This window comes from Thermotoga sp. SG1 (genome assembly GCF_002865985.1).
GTDB lineage: Bacteria > Thermotogota > Thermotogae > Thermotogales > Thermotogaceae > Thermotoga.
Window position 1 is genome coordinate 22,270 of the sequence record NZ_LNDD01000005.1, and the last position, 23,781, is coordinate 46,050.

A 23,781-nucleotide genomic window follows, 5' to 3' on the forward strand; every position below is an offset into this window, starting at 1 on the left:
TATCACAGGGAAGTTGAAAAAACGAAATGGTAAAATTCAAAAGTGAGGTTAATTTCTCCGGAGGTGATCTGTGGGTGTACAGACCCGACCTGATCAGGAACATCTGTATAATCGCTCACATTGACCACGGTAAAACAACCCTTGTGGACAGGATTCTCGAGATCACAAACACAGTGGATAAAAGAAAAATGAGAGACCAGTACCTGGATATGATGGACATAGAAAGAGAGCGTGGGATCACGATAAAGGCCCAGCCAGTGAAGGTTATGTACACAGCCGAAGACGGGAACACCTACGAGATAAACATAATCGATACACCGGGCCATGTGGATTTCTCCTACGAAGTGGGAAGAAGCATGGCAGCCTGTGAAGGAGCAGTGCTGCTTGTGGATGCAACCCAGGGAGTGGAGGCACAGACCGTCGCACACACTTATCTTGCCATAGAGCACGACCTGGAGATAATCCCCGTGATAAACAAGATAGATCTTCCAAACGCCAACATCGAAGAGACAGCCCTTGAGATAAAGGACCTTCTCGGTGTGAAAGACGAAGAAATACTGCTCGTCAGTGCCAAGGAAGGTACGGGTGTTAGAGAACTTCTTGAGGCCATAGTTAAAAGAGTTCCTCCACCTAAGGGGGACATCAACGGAAAACTCAAAGCACTCATATTCGACGCCAAATACGACAACTACAAAGGTATTATCGTTCACATTCGTCTCTTCGATGGGCAGATCAAGCCCGGCGATCGTATCATGACCTTTTCAAACAAAAAGGTCTACGAAGTGCAGGAAGTCGGGGTGTTTTTGCCAGAGATGACACCAGTGGACGCACTCAGCGCGGGAGAGGTTGGATATGTGATAGCGGGTATAAAAGAAGTGGGAGACGCCCGGGTGGGAGACACCATAACATCAGCCGACGATCCAGTAGAAGAGCCGCTTCCAGGATACAGAGAAATAAAACCCATGGTATTTGCGGGGATGTTTCCAGGACTTCCAGAGTACTATGAGGAGCTCAGAAAAGCCCTTGAAAAGTTGAAACTCAACGATTCTGCCCTGCAATTTGAACCCACCATGTCTCCTGCACTGGGATTCGGTTTCAGATGTGGTTTTCTCGGACCTCTTCATATGGACGTTGTGAGAGAAAGAATAGAGAGAGAATTCGATCTGGCAGTCATTTTGACGGCTCCGAACGTCAGGTACAAAGTTGTTTTGAGAAACGGGGAAGAACTGGAGATCACCGATCCCTCAAAGTTTCCAGAAGAGGGAGAAATACTGGAAGTGTACGAACCCTACGTTGATCTTTCGATCATAACGCCCACCGATTACATAGGACCACTCATCAATCTCGTTCAGAACGAAAAGAGAGGAGAACTCAGGGCAACAGAGAACGCCGGGAGAAATCGTGTGATACTGAGGTTTGATGCTCCTCTTTCTGAGATAATCTACGACTTCTTTGATAAAATGAAGGCAGTGAGCAGAGGCTATGCTTCGATGGATTACGAATTCAAAGAGTACAGAAAGAGCGACCTGGTGAAAGTGACGATTCTGGTCAACAAAGAACCCGTCGATGCACTCTCTTTCGTCGTTCATAGATCGAAGGCTTATCCAGTGGCAAAAAAGATGGTGGAAAAATTGAAAGAGTTGATTCCGAGACATCAATTTCAGATACCGATTCAGGCAAAAGCAGGAGGCAGGATAATAGCAAGAGCCGATATAAAAGCGCTCAGAAAGGACGTCCTTGCCAAGTGTTACGGTGGGGATGTGACAAGAAAGATGAAGCTTCTGGAAAAACAAAAGGAGGGAAAGAAAAGACTCAGGGAGATAGGACGTGTTACCATTCCCCAGGAGGCATTCCTGGCCCTTCTGAAGATAGGAGAAGGTGATGAAAAGTGAGATGGATCCTTCTTGGAGCACTTGTTTTTCTTCTCTCTGCTTGCTCGTTTTTTCAAATAGAGGTTCCACCCGATGCCTACTCTGTGGAGACCGCTCTTCAGATACTGGAGAATCAAGAGTACAGACTGGTAGACATCAAAGAGGTGGATCAATACAGAGAAGTGGAAATGAAGGGAAAAGTAGCCATCTTCGAGTCGAAAACCGGAGATGTTTTGCTTCTTTATGCATACAGGGGAGAAGATGTCAAGCGGGTATGGAATGCGGTAAAAAAGAAGACGGGTTTTCTCTCGGTGAGAAGCATCTTGGAATTGCCAAACATGGGAAAGTTTTCCACGGTAGTGGACGGAAAAAGGATCGTTTCCTGGTGGAAAAAGAGCTGGTTTTTCACTGTGGAAGGTCGAAACGGAGTTGACGAGTTTGTGAAGCACGTGTTCAGAGTGTACGGGGTGTTGAAAGGATGATCGTACTTGGCCACAGGGGCTATTCAGCGAAGTACCTGGAAAACACCCTGGAAGCGTTCATCAAGGCCATCGAATGCGGTGCGGATGGTGTGGAACTCGATGTGAGGCTTTCAAAGGATGGAAAAGTGGTGGTGTCACACGATGAGGATTTGAAAAGACTGTTTGGAAAGGATCTGAAAGTGAAAGATGCCACGCTCGATGAGTTGAAAGAGCTTTCAGATGGAAAGATAACTACTCTGGACGAGGTGTACGAACACATCTCTGACGACAAGATCGTGAACGTTGAAATAAAAGAACGGAGAGCGGCCAGACCTGCCCTTGAGCTTTCGAAAGGCAGAAAAAACGTGATCTTTTCTTCTTTCGACCTGGACCTCCTGGATGAAGAGTTCAAAGGGGCAAGATACGGATATCTCATAGACGAGGAAAACTACGGGGACATCCAGAGCTTTGTTGATCGTGTTGAAAGAGAACGTCCTTATTCTCTCCACATTCCGTACCAAGCATTCGAAAGCGAGTTCGTGACAGAACTTTGTGATAGGTTCAGAGAAAAAGGCATCAGAATCTTCGTCTGGACCCTGAACGATCCTGGGATTTTCCAGAGGATAAAGGCTCATATCGATGGTATCATAACGGACGAAGTGGAGCTTTTCTCGAAAATGAGGTGAAAAGCATGGAATACAGAAAATTCGTCGAGACCAGACGAAAACTGAACGAGAAGGTGCTCTCCAAGGGAACGTTGATCACCAAACGATTCTTCAACTTGGACACGTCCGTGTACAGACCGGGAAAACTCGACACGAAAACCAAAGAGTTGATGGGACTTGTTGCATCGATGGTCTTGAGGTGCGATGACTGTATAAGGTACCATCTTGTGAGATGTGTACAGGAAGGTCTGAGCGACGAAGAAATATTCGAGGCCTTCGATGTAGCCCTTGTAGTAGGAGGATCGATCGTGATTCCACACCTGAGACGAGCGGTGGATTTTCTGGAGGAACTCAGGGGGATGCAAGAAAATGGCGAGACTATTTCTCTTTGATGGCACAGCCCTGGCCTACAGGGCATATTACGCCCTCGACAGATCTCTTTCCACATCCACGGGAATTCCAACGAACGCTGTCTATGGCGTTGCCAGGATGCTCGTGAAATTCATAAAGGAACACATAATACCTGAAAAGGACTACGCAGCTGTGGCCTTCGACAAGAAGGCAGCAACGTTCAGACACAAACTGCTCGAAGCGTACAAGGCGCAAAGACCAAAGACGCCGGATCTTCTAGTTCAGCAGTTACCTTACATCAAGCGTCTGATAGAAGCACTTGGTTTCAAAGTACTGGAGCTGGCGGGATACGAAGCGGACGATATCATCGCCACGCTTGCAGTCAAGGGTTGCACGTTTTTCGATGAGATTTTCATAATAACCGGTGACAAGGACATGCTTCAACTTGTAAACGAGAAGATAAAAGTCTGGAGAATCGTCAAGGGGATATCGGATCTTGAGCTTTACGATTCGAAAAAGGTGAAAGAAAGATATGGTGTGGAACCACATCAGATACCAGATTTTCTAGCACTGACGGGAGACGAGATAGACAACATTCCCGGTGTAACGGGAATAGGTGAAAAAACCGCTGTACAACTTCTTGGCAAGTACAAAAATCTTGAAGACATTCTAGAGCATGCCCGTGAACTTCCCCAGAGAGTGGGAAAGGCTCTCTTGAGAGACAGGGAGGTTGCCATCCTCAGCAAAAAACTTGCAACTTTGGTGACGAACGCACCCGTTGAAGTGGACTGGGAAGAGATGAAATACGGGGGATACGACAAGAAAAAACTGCTTCCGATATTGAAAGAACTGGAGTTTGCTTCCATCATGAAAGAACTTCAGCTGTACGAAGAAGCAGAACCAACCGGATACGAGATCGTAAGGGATCAAAAGACCTTCGAAGATCTCATCGAAAAGCTGAAGGAGGTTCCATCTTTTGCCCTGGACCTTGAAACGTCCTCTCTGGATCCGTTCAACTGTGAGATAATCGGCATCTCCGTGTCGTTCAAACCGAAAACGGCCTATTACATTCCGCTTCACCATAGAAACGCCCAGAATCTCGATGAAACACTGGTACTGTCGAAATTGAAAGAAATCCTTGAAGATCCGTCTTCGAAGATCGTGGGGCAGAATCTGAAGTACGACTACAAGGTTCTTATGGTAAAGGGTATATCGCCGGTTTATCCGCATTTTGATACGATGATAGCCGCATACTTGCTGGAGCCAAACGAGAAAAAATTCAACCTCGAGGATCTGTCTTTGAAATTTCTCGGATACAAAATGACGTCCTACCAAGAGCTGATGTCGTTTTCCTCACCACTTTTTGGTTTCAGCTTTGCGGATGTTCCGGTGGACAAGGCTGCGAACTACTCCTGCGAAGATGCAGACATCACTTATAGGCTCTACAAGATACTCAGCATGAAACTCCATGAGATGGAACTCGAGAATGTCTTCTACAGGATAGAGATGCCTCTTGTGAACGTTCTTGCACGCATGGAACTGAACGGAGTGTATGTGGACACAGAATTCCTGAAAAAGCTCTCGGAGGAGTACGGCAAAAAGCTCGAGGAACTCGCCGAAAAAATTTATCAGATAGCAGGTGAACCTTTCAACATCAATTCTCCAAAACAGGTTTCAAAGATTCTTTTTGAGAAGTTAGGGATAAAACCCCGTGGTAAGACAACGAAAACAGGAGAGTACTCCACCAGGATAGAAGTGCTGGAAGAGATAGCGAACGAACATGAGATAGTACCCCTCATTCTCGAGTACAGAAAGATCCAGAAATTGAAATCGACCTATATAGACACCCTTCCGAAACTTGTGAACCCGAAAACCGGAAGAATTCATGCATCTTTCCACCAAACCGGTACCGCCACTGGCAGGTTGAGTAGCAGCGATCCAAACCTTCAGAACCTCCCGACGAAGAGCGAAGAGGGAAAAGAAATCAGAAAAGCGATTGTGCCCCAGGATCCAGACTGGTGGATCGTCAGTGCGGATTACTCCCAAATAGAACTCAGAATCCTCGCTCATCTCAGTGGTGATGAGAACCTTGTGAAGGCCTTCGAGGAGGGCATCGATGTACACACCCTGACTGCTTCCAGGATCTACAACGTAAAGCCAGAAGAAGTGAACGAGGAGATGCGACGGGTTGGAAAGATGGTGAACTTCTCTATAATATACGGTGTCACACCGTACGGCCTTTCCGTGAGACTTGGAATACCGGTTAAAGAGGCAGAAAAGATGATCATTAGCTATTTCACGCTGTATCCAAAGGTGCGAAGCTACATCCAGCAAGTTGTTGCAGAGGCAAAAGAGAAGGGTTACGTCAGGACTCTCTTTGGAAGAAAAAGAGATATTCCCCAGCTCATGGCAAGGGATAAGAACACCCAGTCCGAAGGCGAAAGAATCGCAATAAACACCCCCATCCAGGGAACGGCGGCAGATATAATAAAATTGGCCATGATAGATATAGACGAGGAGTTGAGAAGAAGAAAGATGAAATCCAAAATGATCATTCAGGTTCATGACGAACTGGTCTTCGAGGTTCCCGATGAGGAAAAAGAAGAACTAGTTGATCTGGTGAAGAACAAAATGACAAACGTGGTAAAACTCTCTGTGCCTCTTGAGGTTGACATAAGCATCGGAAAAAGCTGGTCTTGAAGGAGGAATTGGTATGGATGCGAAAATAGTGAACGCCCTCATCGGATCTGTGTACGAGACCATAAAGAGTGTTTTGAGGGTGGATCCAAAGCTTGGGAAGCCTTCTGTTGTGCCACACATAGAGATTCCCCACTCGATGGTTACCGTTATCGGTGTAACGGGTAGTATAGAAGGAAGCCTGATTTATTCCTTTTCTTCAGAAACGGCTCTAAAAGTTGTTTCTGCGATGATGGGCATGGAGTACGGGCAGCTTGATGAACTTGCCATGAGCGCCATAGGAGAACTTGGAAACATGACGGCCGGAAAACTCGCGATGAAACTTGAAACTCTTGGGAAACACGTTGATATCACACCTCCCACGGTGGTGAGCGGGAAAGAACTCAAGATAAAAAGTTTTGGAACTGTTTTGAAACTGCCGCTCTCTGTTTTCTCAAACGAGGACTTCGATCTTCATCTGTCTGTGAAGAGCGGAGGGTGATGAATATTTCAAAGAATCTTTTTAGGGACTTCGGGAAATACAACATGGTTGTCATGTTTACGACAACACTGATATCGAACATAGTGGTAGGGGCTCTGCTTGGGTACTATCTGGACAAATGGACGTTTAAGAATGGAATTTTACTCTTTGTTTTTACAATTTTAGGGATTTTTTCTGGTTTGTATAACGGTTTCAAAATACTTTTGAAAGAATCCGAGAGGTATGATAAAAGTGAAAAGGTTAACAAAAAAGATGACAGCAGCGATAGCAATTCTGGGACTGGTTGAAGCGATCATCTTCAGTTTGATCTTCGGATTTGAAAAGGGATGGGGACCGATTCTTGGAAGTGTTGGAGCGATTGCAAATCTCTTCTCTCTGAAGAAAGATATAGAGAGAATGGTAGCCAGAAAGACAACGAAAGGCTGGGTTTTAGGGTATCTGGGCCGGTACACGTTCAACGCTGCTCTTTTTCTGATAGGTGGGTTGGTATCGCTTGAAACACTCATCGGTGTCTTTGTTGGACTGATGAACCTGAAAATCGTTTCTTTCATTGCCTGGAGGTGGCTGGATTGAAGATCACGTTCAGCAAAAAAGAGAAAATATTCCTCTCGATCTTCATTGCGGCTTACGTAGTGGTTGCTATTTTGAACATTCAGCAGTTGAAAAAGACTCCGATGGAAGAGATCTTCGGAGGTCTTGGGAAAAGGTGGATAGTGGATATAAACGGTTTCAGGTTCAACCCGATGACGATAATGGTGGGAGCCGGTATAGCCGTTCTTCTCATCCTCATTGCGTACAGATTGAGAAGGTTTGAACTGGTACCGAACAGAAAACAGGCACTCATGGAGTCTATCCTTGAAACCTTCTATGAGATCGTCGATGAGTCGATACCGGACAAGAGGTTTGTAAAACCCACCTTTGTGATCGCGACCACACTGTTTCTTTTCATAGCCTTCTCCAACGTGATCGGCGGGGCGGTACCTGGAATAAACGTTGTCGCTGCCGAAGATGGATCCATCCAGAAAATCACCCTCTTTTCTGACATCTGGCCCGCTCCCACGGGAGATCTGAACACGAACCTCACCTACGCCGTCCTTGTTTTGATCATCAGTCACGTGTTTGCAATAAAATCCAAGGGATTCAAAGAGTGGCTGAAAACCTGGTTCTATCCGAATCCTGTGATGTTCCCGATAAACCTCATCGGTGAACTGGCAAAACCCATTTCTCATTCTTTGAGGTTGTTTGGTAACATAGGTGGTGGTGCCATACTCGTTTACATTCTCTCTTACATGACGAAGTACTTCTTTGCACCCATAGTCTTCTGGGGATTCTTTGGGATATTCGTGGGACTGGTGCAGGCTTTCGTGTTCAGTATGCTCGCTGTTGCATACATCAGTTCACAACTTTCGTGAGGAGGGATGAATATGGAAAACCTGGGTGATCTCGCACAGGGACTGGCACTTCTTGGGAAATATCTTGGAGCAGGGCTCTGCATGGGAATAGGTGCCATAGGACCGGGTATAGGAGAAGGTAACATAGGTGCACACGCCATGGATGCCATGGCAAGACAGCCCGAGATGGTCGGTACCATCACCACAAGAATGCTCCTTGCTGACGCTGTGGCGGAGACAACTGGTATATACTCACTTCTCATAGCCTTCATGATCCTCCTCGTGGTGTGAGGAGGGATAACTTTGGGTTTTCTAGAGATAAACTGGACTTCGGCGGCAATGTTGATGCTCTTTGTATTGATGGTCTACTTTCTGAACAAGTTTCTCTACACACCATTCATCGAAATGGCTGAGAAGAGAAGAAAAAAAGTCGAAAGTGATCTAAAAAATGCTGAAGAACTAAAGAAAGAGGCAGAAAAGATGAAAGAAGAAGCGGAAAAACAACTGCTGGAGGCTCGCCAGAGAGCCGATGAAATAGTTGAGAGTGCAAGAAAAGAAGCAGAAACAATCGTTGAAGATGCAAGGGAAAAGGCAAAAAAAGAGGCACAGAGCATCATAGACTCTGCAAAAGCCCAGATAGAGGTTGAGTACAAAAAAGCCCTGGAGCAGATCCAGGAACGTGCCGCGGAGCTTTCCGTGGTTCTGGCCACCAAGTTGCTTCAGAGGGTCTTCCAGGATGAAAGGGCAAAGAAGGAATACCTCATCAAAATTCTCAAAGAGGAGATAGAAAAATCATGAAACTTTCTGCGGTAGCCGGAAGATATGCCAGGGCTTTTCTGAACGTCGCCATCGAAAATGAAAAAGAAGATGAATACCTGAGATTTCTGGATTTTGTTTGCAACGTTTACGAGTCGAACAGGGATCTGTTCGACAATCCGGTTGTGAAACCGGAAAAGAAAGTAGCGTTGATAAAGAGCGTCCTGGAAGAGTTCGGAGAAGAGATGGATGAGTTTCAAGAAAGGTTTTTGATACTTCTTTTCGAAAGAAAAAGACAGAAACTGCTCAGGAACATTCGTGAGCTGTTCGAGTACGAAAAGATACTTTCAGAACAGAAGGTGCCTGCAGATCTGAAAATAGCACACGTTCCGATAGAAGAAGAGCTAATTCTTCTCAGGAAATTCATACGAAAATACGCCCTCAGAGATCCTGTGTTCAAAACGATTGTAGATGAATCTCTGATAGCGGGAGCCGTCGTGGAATTCGAAGGATTCAGACTGGATACGACCGTTCAGGGCAGGTTGAAGAGGCTCTCCCAGGAAACCCTCAAAAGGGGTGAGATGAGTTGAGGATAAATCCCGGTGAAATCACCAAAGTACTGGAAGAAAAGATAAAGAGTTTCGAAGAGAAGATAGACCTTGAGGATACTGGAAAGGTCATCCAAGTGGGGGACGGTATAGCCCGTGTGTACGGTTTGAACAAGGTGATGGTGAGCGAACTTGTGGAGTTTGTGGAGACGGGCGTCAAAGGTGTGGCCTTCAACCTGGAAGAAGACAACGTTGGTATCATCGTGCTCGGCGAATACAAGGATATAAAAGAAGGACACACCGTCAGAAGGCTCAAAAGGATCATAGAAGTGCCCGTCGGTGAAGAACTCCTCGGAAGAGTGGTGAATCCTCTCGGTGAACCTCTCGACGGTAAAGGCCCCATAAACGCCAAAAATTTCAGACCAATAGAGATAAAAGCCCCTGGTGTTATCTACAGAAAACCCGTTGACACACCACTTCAGACGGGTATAAAGGCCATAGACTCCATGATTCCTATTGGTAGAGGCCAGAGAGAATTGATCATAGGCGACAGACAGACAGGAAAGACCGCCATCGCTATCGACACGATCATCAACCAGAAGGGACAGGGTGTTTACTGTATATACGTGGCAATCGGTCAGAAAAAATCTGCAATAGCAAGGATTATAGACAAACTCAGGCAGTACGGAGCCATGGAGTACACCACGGTGGTGGTGGCTTCTGCATCCGATCCCGCCACACTCCAGTACATAGCACCTTATGCGGGATGTGCCATGGGAGAATACTTTGCTTACTCCGGAAGAGACGCACTCGTGGTGTACGATGACCTTTCGAAACACGCCGTTGCCTACAGGCAACTCTCGCTTCTCATGAGGAGGCCTCCTGGAAGAGAGGCATACCCCGGTGACATATTCTACCTGCACTCTAGACTCCTTGAAAGAGCGGTTCGATTGAACGACAAACTCGGTGGTGGTTCTCTGACGGCACTCCCCATTGTTGAGACCCAAGCAAACGACATATCCGCTTACATACCAACGAACGTGATATCCATCACAGATGGACAGATCTACCTGGAACCCGGCCTGTTCTACGCAGGACAAAGGCCTGCTATAAACGTTGGTCTGTCCGTGTCCAGGGTGGGAGGAGCCGCACAGATAAAGGCTATGAAGCAGGTGGCCGGAATGTTGAGAATAGAACTTGCCCAGTACAGAGAACTGGAAACCTTCGCCCAGTTTGCAACGGAGCTAGATCCGGCCACAAGAGCTCAGATCGTAAGGGGTCAAAGGCTCATGGAACTTCTGAAACAGGAACAATACAGTCCAATGCCCGTTGAAGAGCAGGTTGTTGTGATATTCGCAGGAGTCAGGGGCTATCTGGACGATCTGCCTGTGGAGGCGGTCAGAAGGTTCGAAAAAGAGTTCCTCAGGTTCATGCACGAGAAACACCAGGATATATTGGACGATATCAGAGAGAAGAAAGAGCTTACCCCCGAGACAGAAGAAAAACTCAAGAAGGCCATCGAAGAGTTCAAAGCCGTGTTCAGGGTGTGATGGGACATGAGCAGGGGTCGAATGTTACAGATAAAACGGAAAATAAACGCCACGCAGTCTCTCATGAAGATCACACGTGCCATGGAAATGGTGGCACGTGCGAAATCGAGAAAGATGGAAGCAGAGTATCAGAAATTCAAGCCCTTTTACGAAGAGGTAAAACGTCTGTGGTCACTGATACCGGATGAGAGTCTTGATCCCGTCTTCTTCGAAGAAGGAGACAGAGATCTGATCGTGGTGATAACGAGTGATATGGGGCTCTGTGGTTCCTTTAACAGCGAAATTATAAGAGAAGCAGAGAAAGTGATCTCTGAGTCGAAAAATCCCCATCTTATACTCATAGGTCTCAAGGCAATAAACCATTTCAGAACAGGGAACATTTTGAAGATGTACGATAGATTCTATGAAATACCGGATTTCAGGAACGGTTCAACGATCGTGGAGGATATCTACGAATTCATGGACGGCAGACCTGTGAATGTCAAAGTGGTGTTCAGTCGATTCAAGAACATACTCATTCAAAGACCAGAGGTGTACGATCTCATCCCTCTCAAAAGGAAAGAGAAGAAAAGAGAAGATTTTGAATACGAACCTCTTCCTGAGCAACTCGTCCCTGTCGTACTCCACTACTATCTGTCTACCACTTTGATGGAACTCATGTTCCAGACGAAGATAGGGGAGTTCTACGCCAGACAGAATGCCATGAAGAACGCAACCGACAACGCCCAGGAAGTGATCAGAGAGTTGACACTGGCTTACAACAAAGCACGTCAGGCTTCGATCACCCAGGAACTCATAGAGATAGTGACGGGTGCCGAAGCACTGAAGGAAATCGAAAAATGAGGTGATACGGTATGGCAAAGGGTTCAAAAGGATACATAGTGGGAGTGATGGGACCCGTTGTGGATGTGAAGTTCCCCGAAGAAGAACTTCCAGACATATTCAACGCCCTTGAGGTTGTGAACCCTCAGACGGGACAGAAAGTTGTTCTTGAAGTAGAACAACTCATAGGAGACGGTGTCGTGAGAACGGTGGCAATGGACTCCACCGATGGGCTCACGAAGGGTCTGGAAGTGGTTGATACGGGTGAACCAATTACCGCTCCTGTGGGAAAAGAAGTACTCGGAAGAATACTGAACGTTATAGGGGAACCTGTGGACGAAGCCGGCGAGATAAAGTCGAAAGAAAGGTGGCCGATCCACAGGCCGGCCCCTGAACTTGTGGAACAGTCCACCGAGATCGAAATCCTCGAGACGGGAATAAAAGTTATCGATCTGCTTGCACCGTTCCCGAAAGGTGGAAAGATAGGTTTCTTCGGTGGTGCCGGTGTTGGTAAAACAGTGCTCGTTATGGAATTGATCAGAAACATCGCTATAGAGCACAAAGGGTTTTCTGTGTTCGCGGGTGTCGGTGAGAGGACAAGGGAAGGGAACGAACTCTGGCTTGAAATGCAGGAAAGCGGTGTTCTTGGTAACACCGTCCTCGTCTTCGGACAGATGAACGAACCACCGGGGGCAAGATTCAGAGTCGCCTTGACAGCGCTTACAATAGCAGAGTACTTCAGGGACGTTGAAGGAAGGGACGTTCTTCTCTTCATAGACAACATATTCAGGTTCGTTCAGGCAGGAAGTGAGGTTTCTGCCCTTCTTGGTAGAATGCCGTCTGCAGTCGGTTATCAGCCCACTCTTGCAACCGATATGGGAGAACTTCAGGAGAGGATCACCTCGACCAGAAGAGGATCCATCACTTCTGTTCAGGCCATTTACGTACCCGCAGACGACATTACCGACCCCGCCCCCGCAACCACCTTCGCTCACCTGGATGCAACCGTCGTTCTGTCAAGAAGAATAGCAGAACTTGGGCTTTACCCTGCCGTTGACCCACTAGATTCTTCTTCGAAGATACTCGATCCCGCTGTCGTTGGAAGAGAACACTACGAAGTGGCAAGAGGTGTTCAGGAAGTACTCCAGAGATACAAGGACCTGCAGGATATCATAGCCATTCTCGGTGTAGAGGAGTTGTCTCCGGAGGACAAACTCGTTGTTCACCGCGCAAGGAGAATTCAGAGGTTCCTTAGTCAGCCTTTCCATGTTGCCGAAAGGTTCACAGGAAGGCCTGGTAAATACGTTCCTCTCGAGGAAACGATCAGAGGCTTCAAAGAGATCCTAGATGGAAAGCTCGATGATGTGCCAGAGCAGGCGTTTCTCATGGCTGGAACCATCGACGAAGTCAAAGAGCGCGCCAAAGAAATGAGGAGTTGAAACCGTGAAAGTGAAGATCGTAACACCCTACGGAACGGTGTTCGACAGAGAAAGCGATTTCGTTTCTTTTCGTACTGTCGAAGGTGCGATGGGTATCCTCCCGAGGAGGGCCCCCATCATCACGCAGCTTTCTGTGTGTGATGTAAAAATCAGATCTGGTGAAGATGAGTTTCGTCTCAAAGTTGCAGGTGGTTTTCTCGTGTGTGATGGAAAAGAGGTGACCATAATAACTGAGGAAGCGGGAAGGGAAGAGGACATCTCTCCGGACAGGTTCATGGAAGCCAGGGAAAGGGTAGAAAGGGTGAGAAAATTCTTCCAGTCTTCGTAATCGACAGTGCCGTAACCGTTGGAGATTGGAAGCTCCCGTTTCCGCTGAAGACTATTGGAATAAAGGTTTACATCGACGATAGAGAGTTCACCGATGGAGTAGATCTTGATTCGGAGACGTTTTACAGTTTTTTTGGAAAAGCAAAAGACTTCAGAACGGCCGTTCCTTCTCCAGTTGAAATGGAGAAGGTTTTGCGTGATATAATTTCTGAAGGCTACACCAGAATCTTCTGTGTTCATCTGTCCTCGAAGTTGAGTGCTTTCTACAGTGTCATGAACGGCGTTGTAGAACGCTTGAAGAAAGAATTTCCAGATGTAGAATTCAAGGTGATAGATACCAGGCAGGTTTCGATCGGAGCGGGATACGTGCTGCTGGAACTGATGAGAGCAGTCGAAAGAGGAGAGGAAGATCTGGAAGCAGTCGTTGAAAACGTGAACAGGAGGATAAAAATAAGATTCTCTGTTCTTGAGTTCAACTACCTCATAAAGAGTGGAAGGGTCAGAGCAACGGTCGGCATACTGGGAAATCTGGCGAAGATATTCCCTATCATGAGTCTTGAAAACGGAGAACTGAAGGTCGCTGCAAAAAAGCGAGGTTTGAAAAACGTCGTCGAAAAAATCGTGGAAGATCTGAAGGCAGAAGAACCCATAATGCTTGGATTGGCTTACGCTGGCGAAGAGATGAAGGAGATCGTTCTTGAACTGAAGGCAAGACTTCAGGATGAGAAAGTGAAAAGAGTGGACATCGTCAGATTACCCCCTACCCTTGCCGTTCACTCGGGACCCAAGATGTTTGGAGCAGGGATTCTGACACTCGAATGAGGAGGTGTTCACATGGATTACAGAATAACGGGAAAGGGCGTAGAGATATCGGACGCCATAAAGAACTATCTCGAAAAGCGTCTCGATAAAGTCGACAGAGTGATCTACGATGACGAACTGGTTTCGTTCAACGTCAGGATAGAGAAAGACGGAAAGAACCAGTACGTTGTGAAGTTCAACATGAACCTGAAGGGGAACATCATAAACGTGGAAGAAAGGCATCCGGACATCTACACGGCGATAGATTTCGCATCCGACGCTCTGGAAAAACAGGTGAAGAGGCTGAAAGAAAAGATAAAGAACCACGATCACAGAAGGTCGGTCCCGGTGGAAAGACCTCTGGAAGAACCCGGGGAATTTTCTCCTTCTGATAAGATCTCTTCTGTGAAGAGAGTCTCTCTGCTCAACATGGATCTCGATGAGGCGGTCATGCAGATGGAAGAATTGAATCACAAGTTCCTTGTTTTCAGGAACGTCAACACCGGAGAGATAAACATGCTCTACAGAGACGAGGATGGTGGAATTCACCTTCTCGAAATGGCAGAGTAAACCGGAGGTGTCGAAGATATAAGAGAGTTCCTTCTGAACATACAACCAGACAGTTTATCTTACGCAATTCTGAACGAAGGTGATCTGGAAGAAATCTTCCTCGATGAAATAGAGACGATCACGGGAAAGATCTATCTTGGAAAGGTAGAAAGGATCGCACCTGGCCTTGAGGCGGCCTTTGTGAAGATCGGAAAGGGCAGAAACGCTTTCTTGAAGCTCAACGAGATAAACGGGTCCTACAGAGAGATCGTTCTGAAAGGGCAGGAAGTAACAGAGGGAGCAAAGGTACTTGTACAGGTGAAAAAGGACGCCTCTGGAAAAAAGGGGCCACAGGTGACAGCACAGATCGGAATTGCTGACAGATTCGTGGTAATCTTTCCCTTCAAGAAAGCGGTGGGAGTCTCCAGAAAGATCGAAAACAGACTGGAAAGACGGAGGTTAAGAAGTCTTGCCATCGACTTGAGAAGGAGATACGGCATTGGAGTGATCATAAGAACAGCCGCTGAAGGAGTTGAAGAGGAAGAAATCGTCAAAAACTTTCAGGAAGCCCTGAACAAATGGAACGAGGTCCTTCAAAAGTTCAGAAGATCGAGAAAACCAAAACTCCTTTATGAAGAGGACCCCATCGAACAGATAGTGAAAGAGAAAGTGAATTCAAAGATCGACAGGTTGATCTACAACGAAAAATCGATCCTGAGCACTCTGGAGAAGTACGTTCAAACGCTTCCGAAAAAACCAGAACTCGTGTATACAGAAGGCGATCTGTTTGAAAAGTACTTCATTTACGACAGGTTGAAACAACTTCTCTCTCGAACGGTGCCACTGAGGAGTGGCGGAAACATAGTGATAGACAGAACAGAGGCCCTCACGGTGATAGACGTAAATTCAGAAAGTTACACGGAGGCTGAAAATCAAGAAGAACTTGCTTTGAAAACCAACTTAGAGGCCATCGAGGAGATCATCAGACAGTTGATCCTCAGAAACATCGGTGGTATCGTCGTGGTGGATTTCATAAAACAGCGGAATCCAAAAAACTACGAAAAGATCCTGGAACGCTTCAAAGAACTTGCAAAGAAGGATGGAACAAAAATAGAAGTTTTCGGTTTCACGAACCTGGGTCTTCTGGAAATGACAAGAAAAAGAACAACCAGACCACTAGATACTTTTCTTTTCACTAGATGTCCTGTTTGTGGTGGTACCGGAAGAGTCATCTCGCAGAAGGTCCTTCTAAAGAGGATAAAAGAGGACCTGAAAAAACTGAGAGAGTTCGGTGAAGTTACTCTAAGGCTCCATCCGAACATGTCTGGATATTTTAAGAAAGAGGATGTGAAAAGGCTGGAGAAAGAATTCAAGGTGAAAATTTCTCTGGATTACACTTGGAACGACCCAAATTCTTATGAACTCAGTGCAAAGACCAAGAAAGGAGGAAAGTGAAATGGAAGTATCCATGGATCTCATCAAAAAACTCAGAGAGATGACGGGTGCGGGAGTGCTCGACTGCAAGAAAGCACTTGAAGAGTCCGAAGGAGACATAGAAAAGGCAGTGGAAATTCTGAGGAAAAAGGGAGCAGCGACCGCAGAGAAAAAGGCAGGAAGGGTCACGAAAGAAGGTATAATAGTTGCCTACGTCCATTTCAACGGAAGAATAGGAGTTTTGCTCGAGATGAACTGTGAAACGGATTTTGTGGCAAGAACAGATGAATTCAAAGAACTGGCTTACAACCTGGCAAAACAGGTTGCTGCCATGAAGCCGAGATACGTCAGAAGAGAAGACGTTCCAGAAGAAGTCATAGAGAAAGAGAAGGAAATCTACAGAGCTCAGATAAAGGACAAACCAGAACATGTGATCGAGAAAATCGTAGAGGGAAAACTGGAAAAATTCTTCGAACAGGCGTGTCTCTACGAACAGACCTACATATTCGATGACTCGAAGAAGGTGAAGGACCTCATCAACGAACTCATAGCAAAAACGGGAGAAAACATAAGAGTTTCTAGGTTCACAAGATACGAAGTCGGAGAAGAAGGGTGAGCAGAAAGCTCACCCTTTTTTTGGAGGTAGAGTCATGAGGGTGCTGGTAAAACTGAGCGGAGAGGCACTATCCGGTGAAGGAAAAAAAGGTTTTGATCCAGAAAGGGTCTCGTATCTCATCTCGGAAATAAAGAAGGTGGTCGAAGAAGGTTACAGAGTGGGAATAGTGGTGGGAGCGGGAAACCTGTTCAGGGGAATTGAATTGAAAAGTCTTTCCAGAGAGAGGGCAGACCAGATTGGCCTTCTTGGAACTGTCATGAACGCGGTGTATCTGAAAGACCACTTCGAAAGGGAAGGTTTGAAGACAAAGATATTCTCTCAGATAGTGAACCTTCCCGACGTGGAGAGCGTGAGTTACGATTCGATTGAATCGGCCATTGAAAACGGTTTCGTTTTGATATTCGCGGGTGGAACGAGCAATCCGTTCTTCACAACAGATACCGCCGCCGTTTTGCGTGCGAAAGAGATGAAGGCCCAGATCATCGTCAAGGCAACAAAGGTGGATGGAATCTACGACAGAGATCCCAAACGATTCTCAGATGCCAAAAGGATCGAACGCTTGACCTTTTCCGAAGCGATGAAAATGGGAATCGAGGTCATGGATGCCGAGGCCTTTGCACTTTGCAAAAAGTTGGGCATAACCGTCAGGGTTATAAATTTCTTCGAGCCAGGTTCACTTTTGAAGGCCCTGAAGGGAGAAAACGTAGGAAGCATCGTTTTGCCCGATTAATCGATATACCTTCCTTTTGTCTCTCTTCCGAAGATCAAAACAGCGATTCCTGCTGCCACGGCCATCGCAGAGATCCATGAAAGGGTTTCTGCGATGCTCTTTCCTTTTTCCATCATGAAACCTGTGTAGTACGGTGCTATCATTCCGGCTATCCTTGCCCATACACCGGCTGCTCCATTCCCGGTGCCCCTGAGTGGCGTGGGGTAGAGTTCGGGAGTGTAGGCATAGACCAGTCCCCATACTCCCAGACAGAAGAATGAAAGAACCATGGCAAAAGCAAGAAGCGAAACGTCTCCACGTACGTTGGCCCAGAGCAGAGCGGCAGCTCCCGTTCCTATGAAGTAAACTCCCAGAGAAATCTTTCTTCCCCATTTCTCTATGAAGTAAGCCGCTGAAAGATATCCGGGAAGCTGAGCCACCATCATGTAAAAGGTGAACCATGAAGACTTGAGCACGCTTATGCCCTGAGAAGAGAAGATCCGTGGAGCCCACGTGAACAGTGCGTAGTACACGAAGCTAACCACAAACCACACAGACCAGATCAAAACTGTGTCTTTCAGATGTTCTTTCTTCAAAAGTGAAACTATGGGTACCTTTTCTTTCTTCGGAGGAACTATCTCCTCTTCCACTTTTCTTCCAAGAACCCTTTCCAGAGCGCTCTTTCCACCTTTCAAGAGGGCGTATTTTGGGGTTTCTGGCATTTTGGAAAATACCGGAACGAAGACGTATCCAAAACCGAAGATCCAGAAGATCCATCTCCAGTTTGGAAGAACGAAAACCGCGAAAAGCCCGATCAGAATGCTTCCAACTGCCCAGCTGGATTCCAGAAGAACAAGGTACCTTCCTCTGAGCCCAGTACTGGTGAACTCGGAAAGGTACGCGTTGAAAGACGGCATCAACCCACCGTATCCAAAACCAGACAACGCCCTTAAAACCACAAGTGCACTGAGCGACTTCGAAAATCCTGACAGGAACGTGAAGGTGATTGTGACAACGAAAAAGAAAAGGTTCGAGGTCTTCCTTCCAAGAAGGTCTGCCACAAAACCAACGGAAAGAGCACCAAGGAGCATTCCCAGAAAAGTAGCACTTGCTATCGTAGCCCCCTGAGTAGAAGTGAGTTTCCATTCCTCGATCACGTAGGGAAGAACGAACGAGAGGAGCATGACACCTGCCGCATCGAACATCCAGGCGATAGAGGTAAGTATCAGAAATTTTCTCTGAGTTTTCCTGTCAACGTACTTTTCGACGATTTCGTCTATTCTTTTCACGGTCTCATACCTCCTCTATCAGAAAGCCTTTCTCATTCAGTTCTTTCAGTATTTTTCTCATAGTTTCTTCGTCAGGAGCCTCTATGGTGTGAAGATGAACTCCTCCCGACAGTTTCAAAAGTGGTTCCGTCTTGGTCATCTCCATGAGGCTGACAAATTTTAGAACATCCTCTTCTGTGGAGACATCAATGATTCCCCTGATCTCACCGTAGACCGGATGTTCCACGATCACGTCCAAAACTCTTCCGCCGTTTCTTACGATACAGAGCAGTTCTTCCTTTATATCTTCCGGCTCATGCTTTACAGCGACAAGCTTTGAGACCTTCGCTTTTCCTTCACTGAGAAAATAACCTCTGGGAGTTGCGATTATGCCGTATCCCTGGCTTCTCAGATAGGCGATATCCTGGACTATTATCTGTCTGCTCACACCAAGCTCTTCTGCCAGTTTAGAGCCACTGACAGGTTCTTTTGACCTTTCGAGAATCTTCAGAATAGACCTCAGACGTTCCTTCTTGAACTCTCTCATGTTCGTCACCCATAAATATTTTACACCTGCTGTAAAGAAATGTCAATCTTTTTCAGCACTCTCATCGTTTCGGGGGGAATTATCTTTTCCAGTTCACTCCAGTTTCTGAACGGGCGATTCAGGATGATCTTTCTCGCCAGTGCCTGGCCAATTCCGGGTATCGCGGTGAGTTCCTCGAGTGACATACTGTTCAGGGAAGGAGGATAGGGGATGGCAGTGACGGAACGTTCTCCGTGCGACACAATCACGACGTCCATCACATCGGAATGAACACCGGGAATTCCCACGAGAATGGGGTAACTTCCAAGTTGCCTTCCAAAGGTGAATTTCCCTTCCACATACTCTGGTATCACTTTCCTCAGAATGGTTCCCACGGGAAAGACCCGTTTTAACATCTCGTGGTCGATCTCCTCACGGATCTTTCTTTTCCATTTTTCATGGAGGTGGCTTTTGATCTTGGGCTTTCTGGTTTTGAAATATTCGTAAACAGGTGTTCCTGGATACACAAGGAGTTTTCTGATGTTGATCCTTCTTAAGAGGTATCCATCGTCCAGAATTTTTTTCAAATAAAGGTAGTCTTTCTCGAGGGTTTGTTCGGTCTCACCGGAAAGACCGAAAATCAGGTTTATACCGGGAAGAAGTTTTGGGATTCCTTCCACACGCTTGCCACCTATTTCGTTCACTATGAAAACGGCTCTCAGGAATTCTTCAGGAGAACCTTGTATGTTGTTTCTTTTCAGAACAGTTTCATCGAAAGATTCCACACCGAAGGAGAACACGTCCCCGGGTGTATTGTACCTGACGATGGTTTCCACAATCTTTCTACACTCTTTTTCGTGTTTGACAAGATAAACAGGGTTGGCGTTGTCGGTGTGAAGAACCTCGAGTGAAGGGGCAACCATTCTTGTGCCGGAGTACAGCTCTTCAATTATCTCTGGAGAGGGTTTTCCAGCATTCATATCGGATCCGTAGGCCAGGATGTTCGCCGTTCTGCCAAAGCGAAACGCCCTGCATCCTGCCTTGTAGAGAGACTCTATCTCTTTCAGTATAGAACTGACCTTTCTTGAAATCAGTCTTCCATGGAGTATGGGTTCCGTACAGAAAGTACAGAAGGTCTCCCTTTCACATCCCTTTGAAAGTTCTATTTCGCAGATAATGTGTGGAAAGTTGGGGTGTTTTCTGAGAATGACCGCACCGTGGGGTGCTACCATGTCGATTGTTTCGTAGTCGCTTTTGGCCGTTGGATCGGGTTCTCCCCTGAAATAAGAAAGCACAAAGGCCTCTAAGTCACCCGTCACCAGATAATCTGCTGAAATTTCCGGAAGCTTGGCAACGGTTCCTCCTCTGAGAGAATAGCCCCTGACGATGGGACCTCCCACGATCTTCAAGGGCTTTCTGGCAAGGTTCAGTATCCTCTGGAGCTCTCCAAGGGTCAGGGGTGTTCCTCCCTTGTACCGTCCCGGAACGGTGATACCCGCCACCACGAAGAGATAATCGTATTCGTTGACAATTTCCCACAGCTGCTCTTTTCTCATCCTGTCTACGGTGATGTAGTCAACTTCCAGCCCCGCCAGAACGAGAGCACCCGCGAGGTATCTTACGTAAGGGCTTATGTAAGGTGGGACACCGAAAACGGCAGGCTCATCAACGTATCCATCGAGAATCAGCGCTTTCATTTTTTCAAAATCACCTTTATCTCTTCAAGTGTTTCCTTGTCAGCAACTATAGCTATCTCCAGACCGTTCACGTTGATCTTCATTGCACCGTCTGGAAGGTTACTTCCGATAAATATCTCCACCTTCTGCCCGTTCTTGTAGATACCTTCTATCTCAAGTCCAGAGGCACCTTCTCTGATGATGATGAACTTGAAGTTGTTCAAAACGTTCACGAGTTCTTTCGGAAACTCTATTTCTGTGTCCACAAGGGAGTAATTTTTCAGAACATCCTCTTTGGAAAGAGAAAGAGACTTGACTTCTTCATAGATCAATCGGCTCTTCGTGTTCATGTAGTTTCTCTCTATCTCTTTTGGAAATCCCTCTTTTGTTAAAAGGATCCTGTAGCTTCCGGTATCCTGCAGTGTGATCTCGTATCCATCGTCTGTTTCTCTGAGTGTAAGATTTCTTCCCTGCAAAATCTCCTTGAAGGCAAGATCTTCAAGATCCAGGATCAGCATTGGTGATCTTCTCAGAGTTGTATCGGAACCCATGTAACAACTCTGGCCCAGCCTAACCCAGTTCACCCTGATCGGTTCGTGAACGAGGACCATTTTGTCGGCTCCCCACTTGTAGACTTCTTCGTATCTGAAGCGTGTCTTGAGACCTATCTCGATCATGACTCTTTTGGCGTAGTAGTTCGAGTACAACCACCTTTCCACGATATCAGGTAGTGCGAAGATGGTGGCCGCTATTAGGAAAAAAAACATGAACACCTGTTTTTTCACGTTCTCACCATCCATCGTTCACCATTTCCACCGTTTTTATGTAATTTATGACCTCGTTGACCACCGGTTTCTGATTTTGAACCACTTCCGTTCTGGAGGGAGAGATCGGTAGAATATCGAGAACAAGAGAAATCAAAAGAAACGAAGTGATCGCTCCCGTGAGAACGAAAGAAAGGATGAGCTTTTTGCGCTTTCTTGTCTTCAGAATTTTCTCCATCAATCTGCTGCTGGGGATGTACTCACAGCGCATTCTGTATATCGACATCGCTTCTTTGTAAATCCGGTAATCTTCGAGTAATTCCCTTGGCAGGTTTTCGAAGGGTTCTTCTCCATCGAGAATCCTGTTCAATCTGTCATCTTTCAACCCTTTCACCCTCTTTCAGGAGTTCCCCCAGTCTTTTTCTGGCGTAGTGAAGCCTGCTTTTGACAGTACCAACAGGCTTTTGAAGAACGGACGCTATCTCTTCGTAGCTCAATCCATCTATGTCTCGAAGTTTTATGAGCAATCGATCCTCCGGTGAAAGTTTCTCCAGGGCTTCCTGTACCTTTTCGACTGTTATGGAACGCAGTACCTCTTCTAGCACATTTTCTTTGGCCTGTGGCTGGATGTAGATTTCGTCTTCGTTGTCGCTTTCCTGAAAATCCGTCAAGAACTCGTTTCTTCTTTTGTACTTCTGAAGGTAGTCCTTGCAAACGTTCACCGCTATCCTGTAGATCCACGTGGAAAGTTTCGAGTCTCCCCTGAACTTTTTTATACCTTTGAAAATCCTCACGAAAACATCCTGCACCACATCGTCCACATCGTCCGTGTTCAGATAACTTTTTGCTATGCTTCCTATTTTGGGTGCAAACTCTCTATACAAAACCTCGTAAGCCCAGTTTTCTTTCTTCTTCAAGGCTTCCACGAGTTTTTTCTCGTTCAAAGCAGTTTCCTCCTCGTATTAAGACTCACCCCTCAAATCGACGGTTCATACCGCTTTTCTACGAAAGGAGAAGTCATCGCCTTCAGAAGGCACGAGTACGTCATTCTGAACCTGAACACATCCCCCACTTTCACATCACCGTATTCTGTCACATCTAAAACTATGTGGTCGCTGGAGGCGTGAAGTACCTCCACCTCCTTGTCCACTGGTATGAGTCCTCTGCTGTCTATATCCTGCTCACCGAGAGCACAGATTGCCCTTCTTCTTATACCCCTATCGACGAATTCCACCTTTCTGCCAAAAACATCCAGGCCCCTCTTTCCAACAGGGATCGAGGGTTTTTCCTTCACTTCGATCACTTCCGCTTCCACGATGAACGTATCTTGAGACAGCCAGTCTATCACACGGTTGTTCGTTATATCCCTTCCGAGAGCGATCGCTTCTCCTATTCTCAGTTGATTAACACCTTCTGGAATCTCCCCGCTTTCCAGTGCAAGCAACGTGGGAGTGTTTCCACCAGACACTATTTCTATGTTGAAGCCGTGTTCTTTTTCCAGTTTTTCTTTTATGCTGAGAAGCATCTCGAACTTCTCTTTCGTGGGAATGATTCCCCCATAGCAACCAAAGTTCGTACCTATTCCCGATATACTAGAAGGGTTGCATTGGGAGATCTCTTCCACTGCTTTTTCGTACCACACACCCTCCCTCAAATCGCCCACGTCTATCATGTAGATGATCTTCACGTTCCTTCCTGCTTCCTTTGAGAGTTCTTCCACCATCTGGGCAACTCTTGGATCGGAAACCATTATGTAATCGAAATGCTTCACATCTTCAATCAGCTCGCTCATCATGGGAAGCCTCAACAACATAAAAGGTCCTTCTATCCCCTCTTTTTTCATCCTCAGAACGTTCTTCAGTCTTGATTCTCCCAAAATTTTTATTCCTGCTCTTTTCAAGGCCTCGGCGAATTTCGGATCTCCCAGCGTCACCTTGGTGACTCCCACTATCTCTATACCTCTTTTTCCTGCCATCTGGACAACTTTTCTGGCGTTCTCTTCGATCTCCTTCAGGTTTATCAGAACTCTTGGATACACGCTGAACACCTCTTTTTGTAGTAGAATAGTACTGATATGGA

Annotated in this window: 28 protein-coding genes; 21 read left to right on the forward strand and 7 right to left on the reverse strand. The window is 46.4% G+C overall.

Annotation, left to right across the window (positions count from 1 at the left end; all coding sequences use genetic code 11):
• Positions 1–74: 74 nt before the first annotated feature.
• The 21 genes from lepA (at position 75) to pyrH (ending at position 17,489) form a co-directional block, all read left to right on the forward strand.
• Positions 75–1,892 (forward strand): translation elongation factor 4, encoded by a 1,818-nt coding sequence (lepA, locus tag AS006_RS07645; protein ID WP_199167516.1) that lies wholly within the window; start codon positions 75–77, stop codon positions 1,890–1,892.
• Complete coding sequence (locus AS006_RS07650) at positions 1,889–2,353, forward strand: DUF3242 domain-containing protein (RefSeq protein WP_101513777.1); 465 nt, start codon at positions 1,889–1,891, stop codon at positions 2,351–2,353. The genes lepA and AS006_RS07650 overlap by 4 nt, the downstream gene beginning before the upstream one ends.
• The gene (locus tag AS006_RS07655; RefSeq protein WP_101513778.1) at positions 2,350–3,018 is read left to right on the forward strand and encodes a glycerophosphodiester phosphodiesterase family protein; all 669 of its coding nucleotides are present in this window, start codon (positions 2,350–2,352) and stop codon (positions 3,016–3,018) included. The genes AS006_RS07650 and AS006_RS07655 overlap by 4 nt, the downstream gene beginning before the upstream one ends.
• 5 nt (positions 3,019–3,023) lie before the next feature.
• Positions 3,024–3,389, forward strand: a complete 366-nt coding sequence (locus AS006_RS07660; RefSeq protein WP_101513779.1) for a carboxymuconolactone decarboxylase family protein — start codon at positions 3,024–3,026, stop codon at positions 3,387–3,389.
• On the forward strand, positions 3,367–6,048 hold the full coding sequence (polA, locus tag AS006_RS07665; RefSeq protein ID WP_101513780.1) for a DNA polymerase I: 2,682 nt from the start codon (positions 3,367–3,369) through the stop codon (positions 6,046–6,048). The genes AS006_RS07660 and polA overlap by 23 nt, the downstream gene beginning before the upstream one ends.
• A gap of 13 nt (positions 6,049–6,061) precedes the next feature.
• Positions 6,062–6,526: a chemotaxis protein CheX gene (locus AS006_RS07670; protein WP_101513781.1), complete on the forward strand. Its 465-nt coding sequence runs from the start codon at positions 6,062–6,064 to the stop codon at positions 6,524–6,526.
• The gene (locus AS006_RS07675) at positions 6,526–6,813 is read left to right on the forward strand and encodes an AtpZ/AtpI family protein (RefSeq protein ID WP_101513782.1); all 288 of its coding nucleotides are present in this window, start codon (positions 6,526–6,528) and stop codon (positions 6,811–6,813) included. The genes AS006_RS07670 and AS006_RS07675 overlap by 1 nt, the downstream gene beginning before the upstream one ends.
• Positions 6,749–7,099: an ATP synthase subunit I gene (locus AS006_RS07680; RefSeq protein ID WP_101513783.1), complete on the forward strand. Its 351-nt coding sequence runs from the start codon at positions 6,749–6,751 to the stop codon at positions 7,097–7,099. The genes AS006_RS07675 and AS006_RS07680 overlap by 65 nt, the downstream gene beginning before the upstream one ends.
• Complete coding sequence (atpB, locus tag AS006_RS07685; RefSeq protein WP_199167518.1) at positions 7,096–7,938, forward strand: F0F1 ATP synthase subunit A; 843 nt, start codon at positions 7,096–7,098, stop codon at positions 7,936–7,938. Before AS006_RS07680 ends, atpB begins: the two co-directional genes overlap by 4 nt.
• Positions 7,939–7,950: 12 nt before the next feature.
• Positions 7,951–8,208 (forward strand): F0F1 ATP synthase subunit C, encoded by a 258-nt coding sequence (locus AS006_RS07690; protein WP_004082074.1) that lies wholly within the window; start codon positions 7,951–7,953, stop codon positions 8,206–8,208.
• A gap of 12 nt (positions 8,209–8,220) precedes the next feature.
• Complete coding sequence (gene atpF / locus AS006_RS07695; protein ID WP_101513785.1) at positions 8,221–8,715, forward strand: F0F1 ATP synthase subunit B; 495 nt, start codon at positions 8,221–8,223, stop codon at positions 8,713–8,715.
• Positions 8,712–9,263, forward strand: coding sequence for a F0F1 ATP synthase subunit delta (locus AS006_RS07700; protein ID WP_101513786.1), 552 nt, complete (start codon positions 8,712–8,714; stop codon positions 9,261–9,263). Before atpF ends, AS006_RS07700 begins: the two co-directional genes overlap by 4 nt.
• Positions 9,260–10,771, forward strand: a complete 1,512-nt coding sequence (gene atpA, locus AS006_RS07705; RefSeq protein ID WP_041844199.1) for a F0F1 ATP synthase subunit alpha — start codon at positions 9,260–9,262, stop codon at positions 10,769–10,771. The genes AS006_RS07700 and atpA overlap by 4 nt, the downstream gene beginning before the upstream one ends.
• 6 nt (positions 10,772–10,777) lie before the next feature.
• Positions 10,778–11,614, forward strand: coding sequence for an ATP synthase F1 subunit gamma (atpG, locus tag AS006_RS07710; RefSeq protein WP_233185695.1), 837 nt, complete (start codon positions 10,778–10,780; stop codon positions 11,612–11,614).
• Between the two features lie 11 nt (positions 11,615–11,625).
• On the forward strand, positions 11,626–13,032 hold the full coding sequence (gene atpD / locus AS006_RS07715) for a F0F1 ATP synthase subunit beta (protein WP_101513788.1): 1,407 nt from the start codon (positions 11,626–11,628) through the stop codon (positions 13,030–13,032).
• A 4-nt stretch (positions 13,033–13,036) separates the two neighbouring features.
• The gene (locus AS006_RS07720) at positions 13,037–13,360 is read left to right on the forward strand and encodes a F0F1 ATP synthase subunit epsilon (RefSeq protein ID WP_101513789.1); all 324 of its coding nucleotides are present in this window, start codon (positions 13,037–13,039) and stop codon (positions 13,358–13,360) included.
• Positions 13,360–14,181, forward strand: coding sequence for a DegV family protein (locus AS006_RS07725; RefSeq protein ID WP_255408730.1), 822 nt, complete (start codon positions 13,360–13,362; stop codon positions 14,179–14,181). The genes AS006_RS07720 and AS006_RS07725 overlap by 1 nt, the downstream gene beginning before the upstream one ends.
• Positions 14,182–14,193: 12 nt before the next feature.
• Positions 14,194–14,730 carry a ribosome hibernation-promoting factor, HPF/YfiA family gene (gene hpf / locus AS006_RS07730; RefSeq protein WP_101513791.1) on the forward strand — a complete coding sequence of 179 codons (537 nt, stop codon included), beginning with the start codon at positions 14,194–14,196 and terminating at the stop codon, positions 14,728–14,730.
• 69 nt (positions 14,731–14,799) lie between these two features.
• Positions 14,800–16,164, forward strand: a complete 1,365-nt coding sequence (locus AS006_RS07735) for a ribonuclease E/G (protein ID WP_101513792.1) — start codon at positions 14,800–14,802, stop codon at positions 16,162–16,164.
• 1 nt (position 16,165) lies between these two features.
• Complete coding sequence (gene tsf / locus AS006_RS07740) at positions 16,166–16,759, forward strand: translation elongation factor Ts (protein ID WP_101513793.1); 594 nt, start codon at positions 16,166–16,168, stop codon at positions 16,757–16,759.
• Between the two features lie 34 nt (positions 16,760–16,793).
• Positions 16,794–17,489, forward strand: a complete 696-nt coding sequence (pyrH, locus tag AS006_RS07745; RefSeq protein WP_101513794.1) for a UMP kinase — start codon at positions 16,794–16,796, stop codon at positions 17,487–17,489.
• Here the strand turns inward: pyrH and AS006_RS07750 are convergent.
• Genes AS006_RS07750 through AS006_RS07780 form a run of 7 tightly spaced genes read right to left on the reverse strand, consistent with a single transcriptional unit; the run spans position 17,486 to position 23,740 of the window.
• Positions 17,486–18,757, reverse strand: coding sequence for an MFS transporter (locus AS006_RS07750; RefSeq protein ID WP_101513795.1), 1,272 nt, complete (start codon positions 18,755–18,757; stop codon positions 17,486–17,488). The genes pyrH and AS006_RS07750 overlap by 4 nt on opposite strands.
• Before the next feature lie 4 nt (positions 18,758–18,761).
• Positions 18,762–19,283, reverse strand: a complete 522-nt coding sequence (locus AS006_RS07755; RefSeq protein WP_101513796.1) for a transcription repressor NadR — start codon at positions 19,281–19,283, stop codon at positions 18,762–18,764.
• 20 nt (positions 19,284–19,303) lie between these two features.
• On the reverse strand, positions 19,304–20,959 hold the full coding sequence (locus AS006_RS07760) for a radical SAM protein (RefSeq protein ID WP_101513797.1): 1,656 nt from the start codon (positions 20,957–20,959) through the stop codon (positions 19,304–19,306).
• A complete protein-coding gene (locus AS006_RS07765; RefSeq protein ID WP_233185696.1) occupies positions 20,956–21,723 on the reverse strand; it encodes a hypothetical protein in 768 nt (255 codons plus the stop codon). The genes AS006_RS07760 and AS006_RS07765 overlap by 4 nt, the downstream gene beginning before the upstream one ends.
• Before the next feature lie 4 nt (positions 21,724–21,727).
• The gene (locus AS006_RS07770; RefSeq protein WP_101513799.1) at positions 21,728–22,096 is read right to left on the reverse strand and encodes a hypothetical protein; all 369 of its coding nucleotides are present in this window, start codon (positions 22,094–22,096) and stop codon (positions 21,728–21,730) included.
• A complete protein-coding gene (locus AS006_RS07775; protein ID WP_101513800.1) occupies positions 22,077–22,646 on the reverse strand; it encodes an RNA polymerase sigma factor in 570 nt (189 codons plus the stop codon). The genes AS006_RS07770 and AS006_RS07775 overlap by 20 nt, the downstream gene beginning before the upstream one ends.
• Positions 22,647–22,678: 32 nt before the next feature.
• Positions 22,679–23,740, reverse strand: a complete 1,062-nt coding sequence (locus tag AS006_RS07780) for a lysine racemase (RefSeq protein ID WP_101513801.1) — start codon at positions 23,738–23,740, stop codon at positions 22,679–22,681.
• Between the last annotated feature and the right edge of the window lie 41 nt (positions 23,741–23,781).

Coding starts and splice junctions, on each gene's coding strand:
- pyrH (WP_101513794.1), top strand. CDS start 16,794: ATGAGGGTGCTGGTAAAACTGAGCGGAGAGGCACTATCCGGTGAAGGA.
- AS006_RS07755 (WP_101513796.1), bottom strand. CDS start 19,283: ATGAGAGAGTTCAAGAAGGAACGTCTGAGGTCTATTCTGAAGATTCTC.
- atpG (WP_233185695.1), top strand. CDS start 10,778: ATGAGCAGGGGTCGAATGTTACAGATAAAACGGAAAATAAACGCCACG.
- hpf (WP_101513791.1), top strand. CDS start 14,194: ATGGATTACAGAATAACGGGAAAGGGCGTAGAGATATCGGACGCCATA.
- AS006_RS07655 (WP_101513778.1), top strand. CDS start 2,350: ATGATCGTACTTGGCCACAGGGGCTATTCAGCGAAGTACCTGGAAAAC.
- AS006_RS07660 (WP_101513779.1), top strand. CDS start 3,024: ATGGAATACAGAAAATTCGTCGAGACCAGACGAAAACTGAACGAGAAG.
- atpD (WP_101513788.1), top strand. CDS start 11,626: ATGGCAAAGGGTTCAAAAGGATACATAGTGGGAGTGATGGGACCCGTT.
- AS006_RS07680 (WP_101513783.1), top strand. CDS start 6,749: ATGATAAAAGTGAAAAGGTTAACAAAAAAGATGACAGCAGCGATAGCA.
- polA (WP_101513780.1), top strand. CDS start 3,367: ATGGCGAGACTATTTCTCTTTGATGGCACAGCCCTGGCCTACAGGGCA.
- AS006_RS07690 (WP_004082074.1), top strand. CDS start 7,951: ATGGAAAACCTGGGTGATCTCGCACAGGGACTGGCACTTCTTGGGAAA.
- tsf (WP_101513793.1), top strand. CDS start 16,166: ATGGAAGTATCCATGGATCTCATCAAAAAACTCAGAGAGATGACGGGT.
- AS006_RS07675 (WP_101513782.1), top strand. CDS start 6,526: ATGAATATTTCAAAGAATCTTTTTAGGGACTTCGGGAAATACAACATG.
- AS006_RS07700 (WP_101513786.1), top strand. CDS start 8,712: ATGAAACTTTCTGCGGTAGCCGGAAGATATGCCAGGGCTTTTCTGAAC.
- AS006_RS07760 (WP_101513797.1), bottom strand. CDS start 20,959: ATGAAAGCGCTGATTCTCGATGGATACGTTGATGAGCCTGCCGTTTTC.
- AS006_RS07670 (WP_101513781.1), top strand. CDS start 6,062: ATGGATGCGAAAATAGTGAACGCCCTCATCGGATCTGTGTACGAGACC.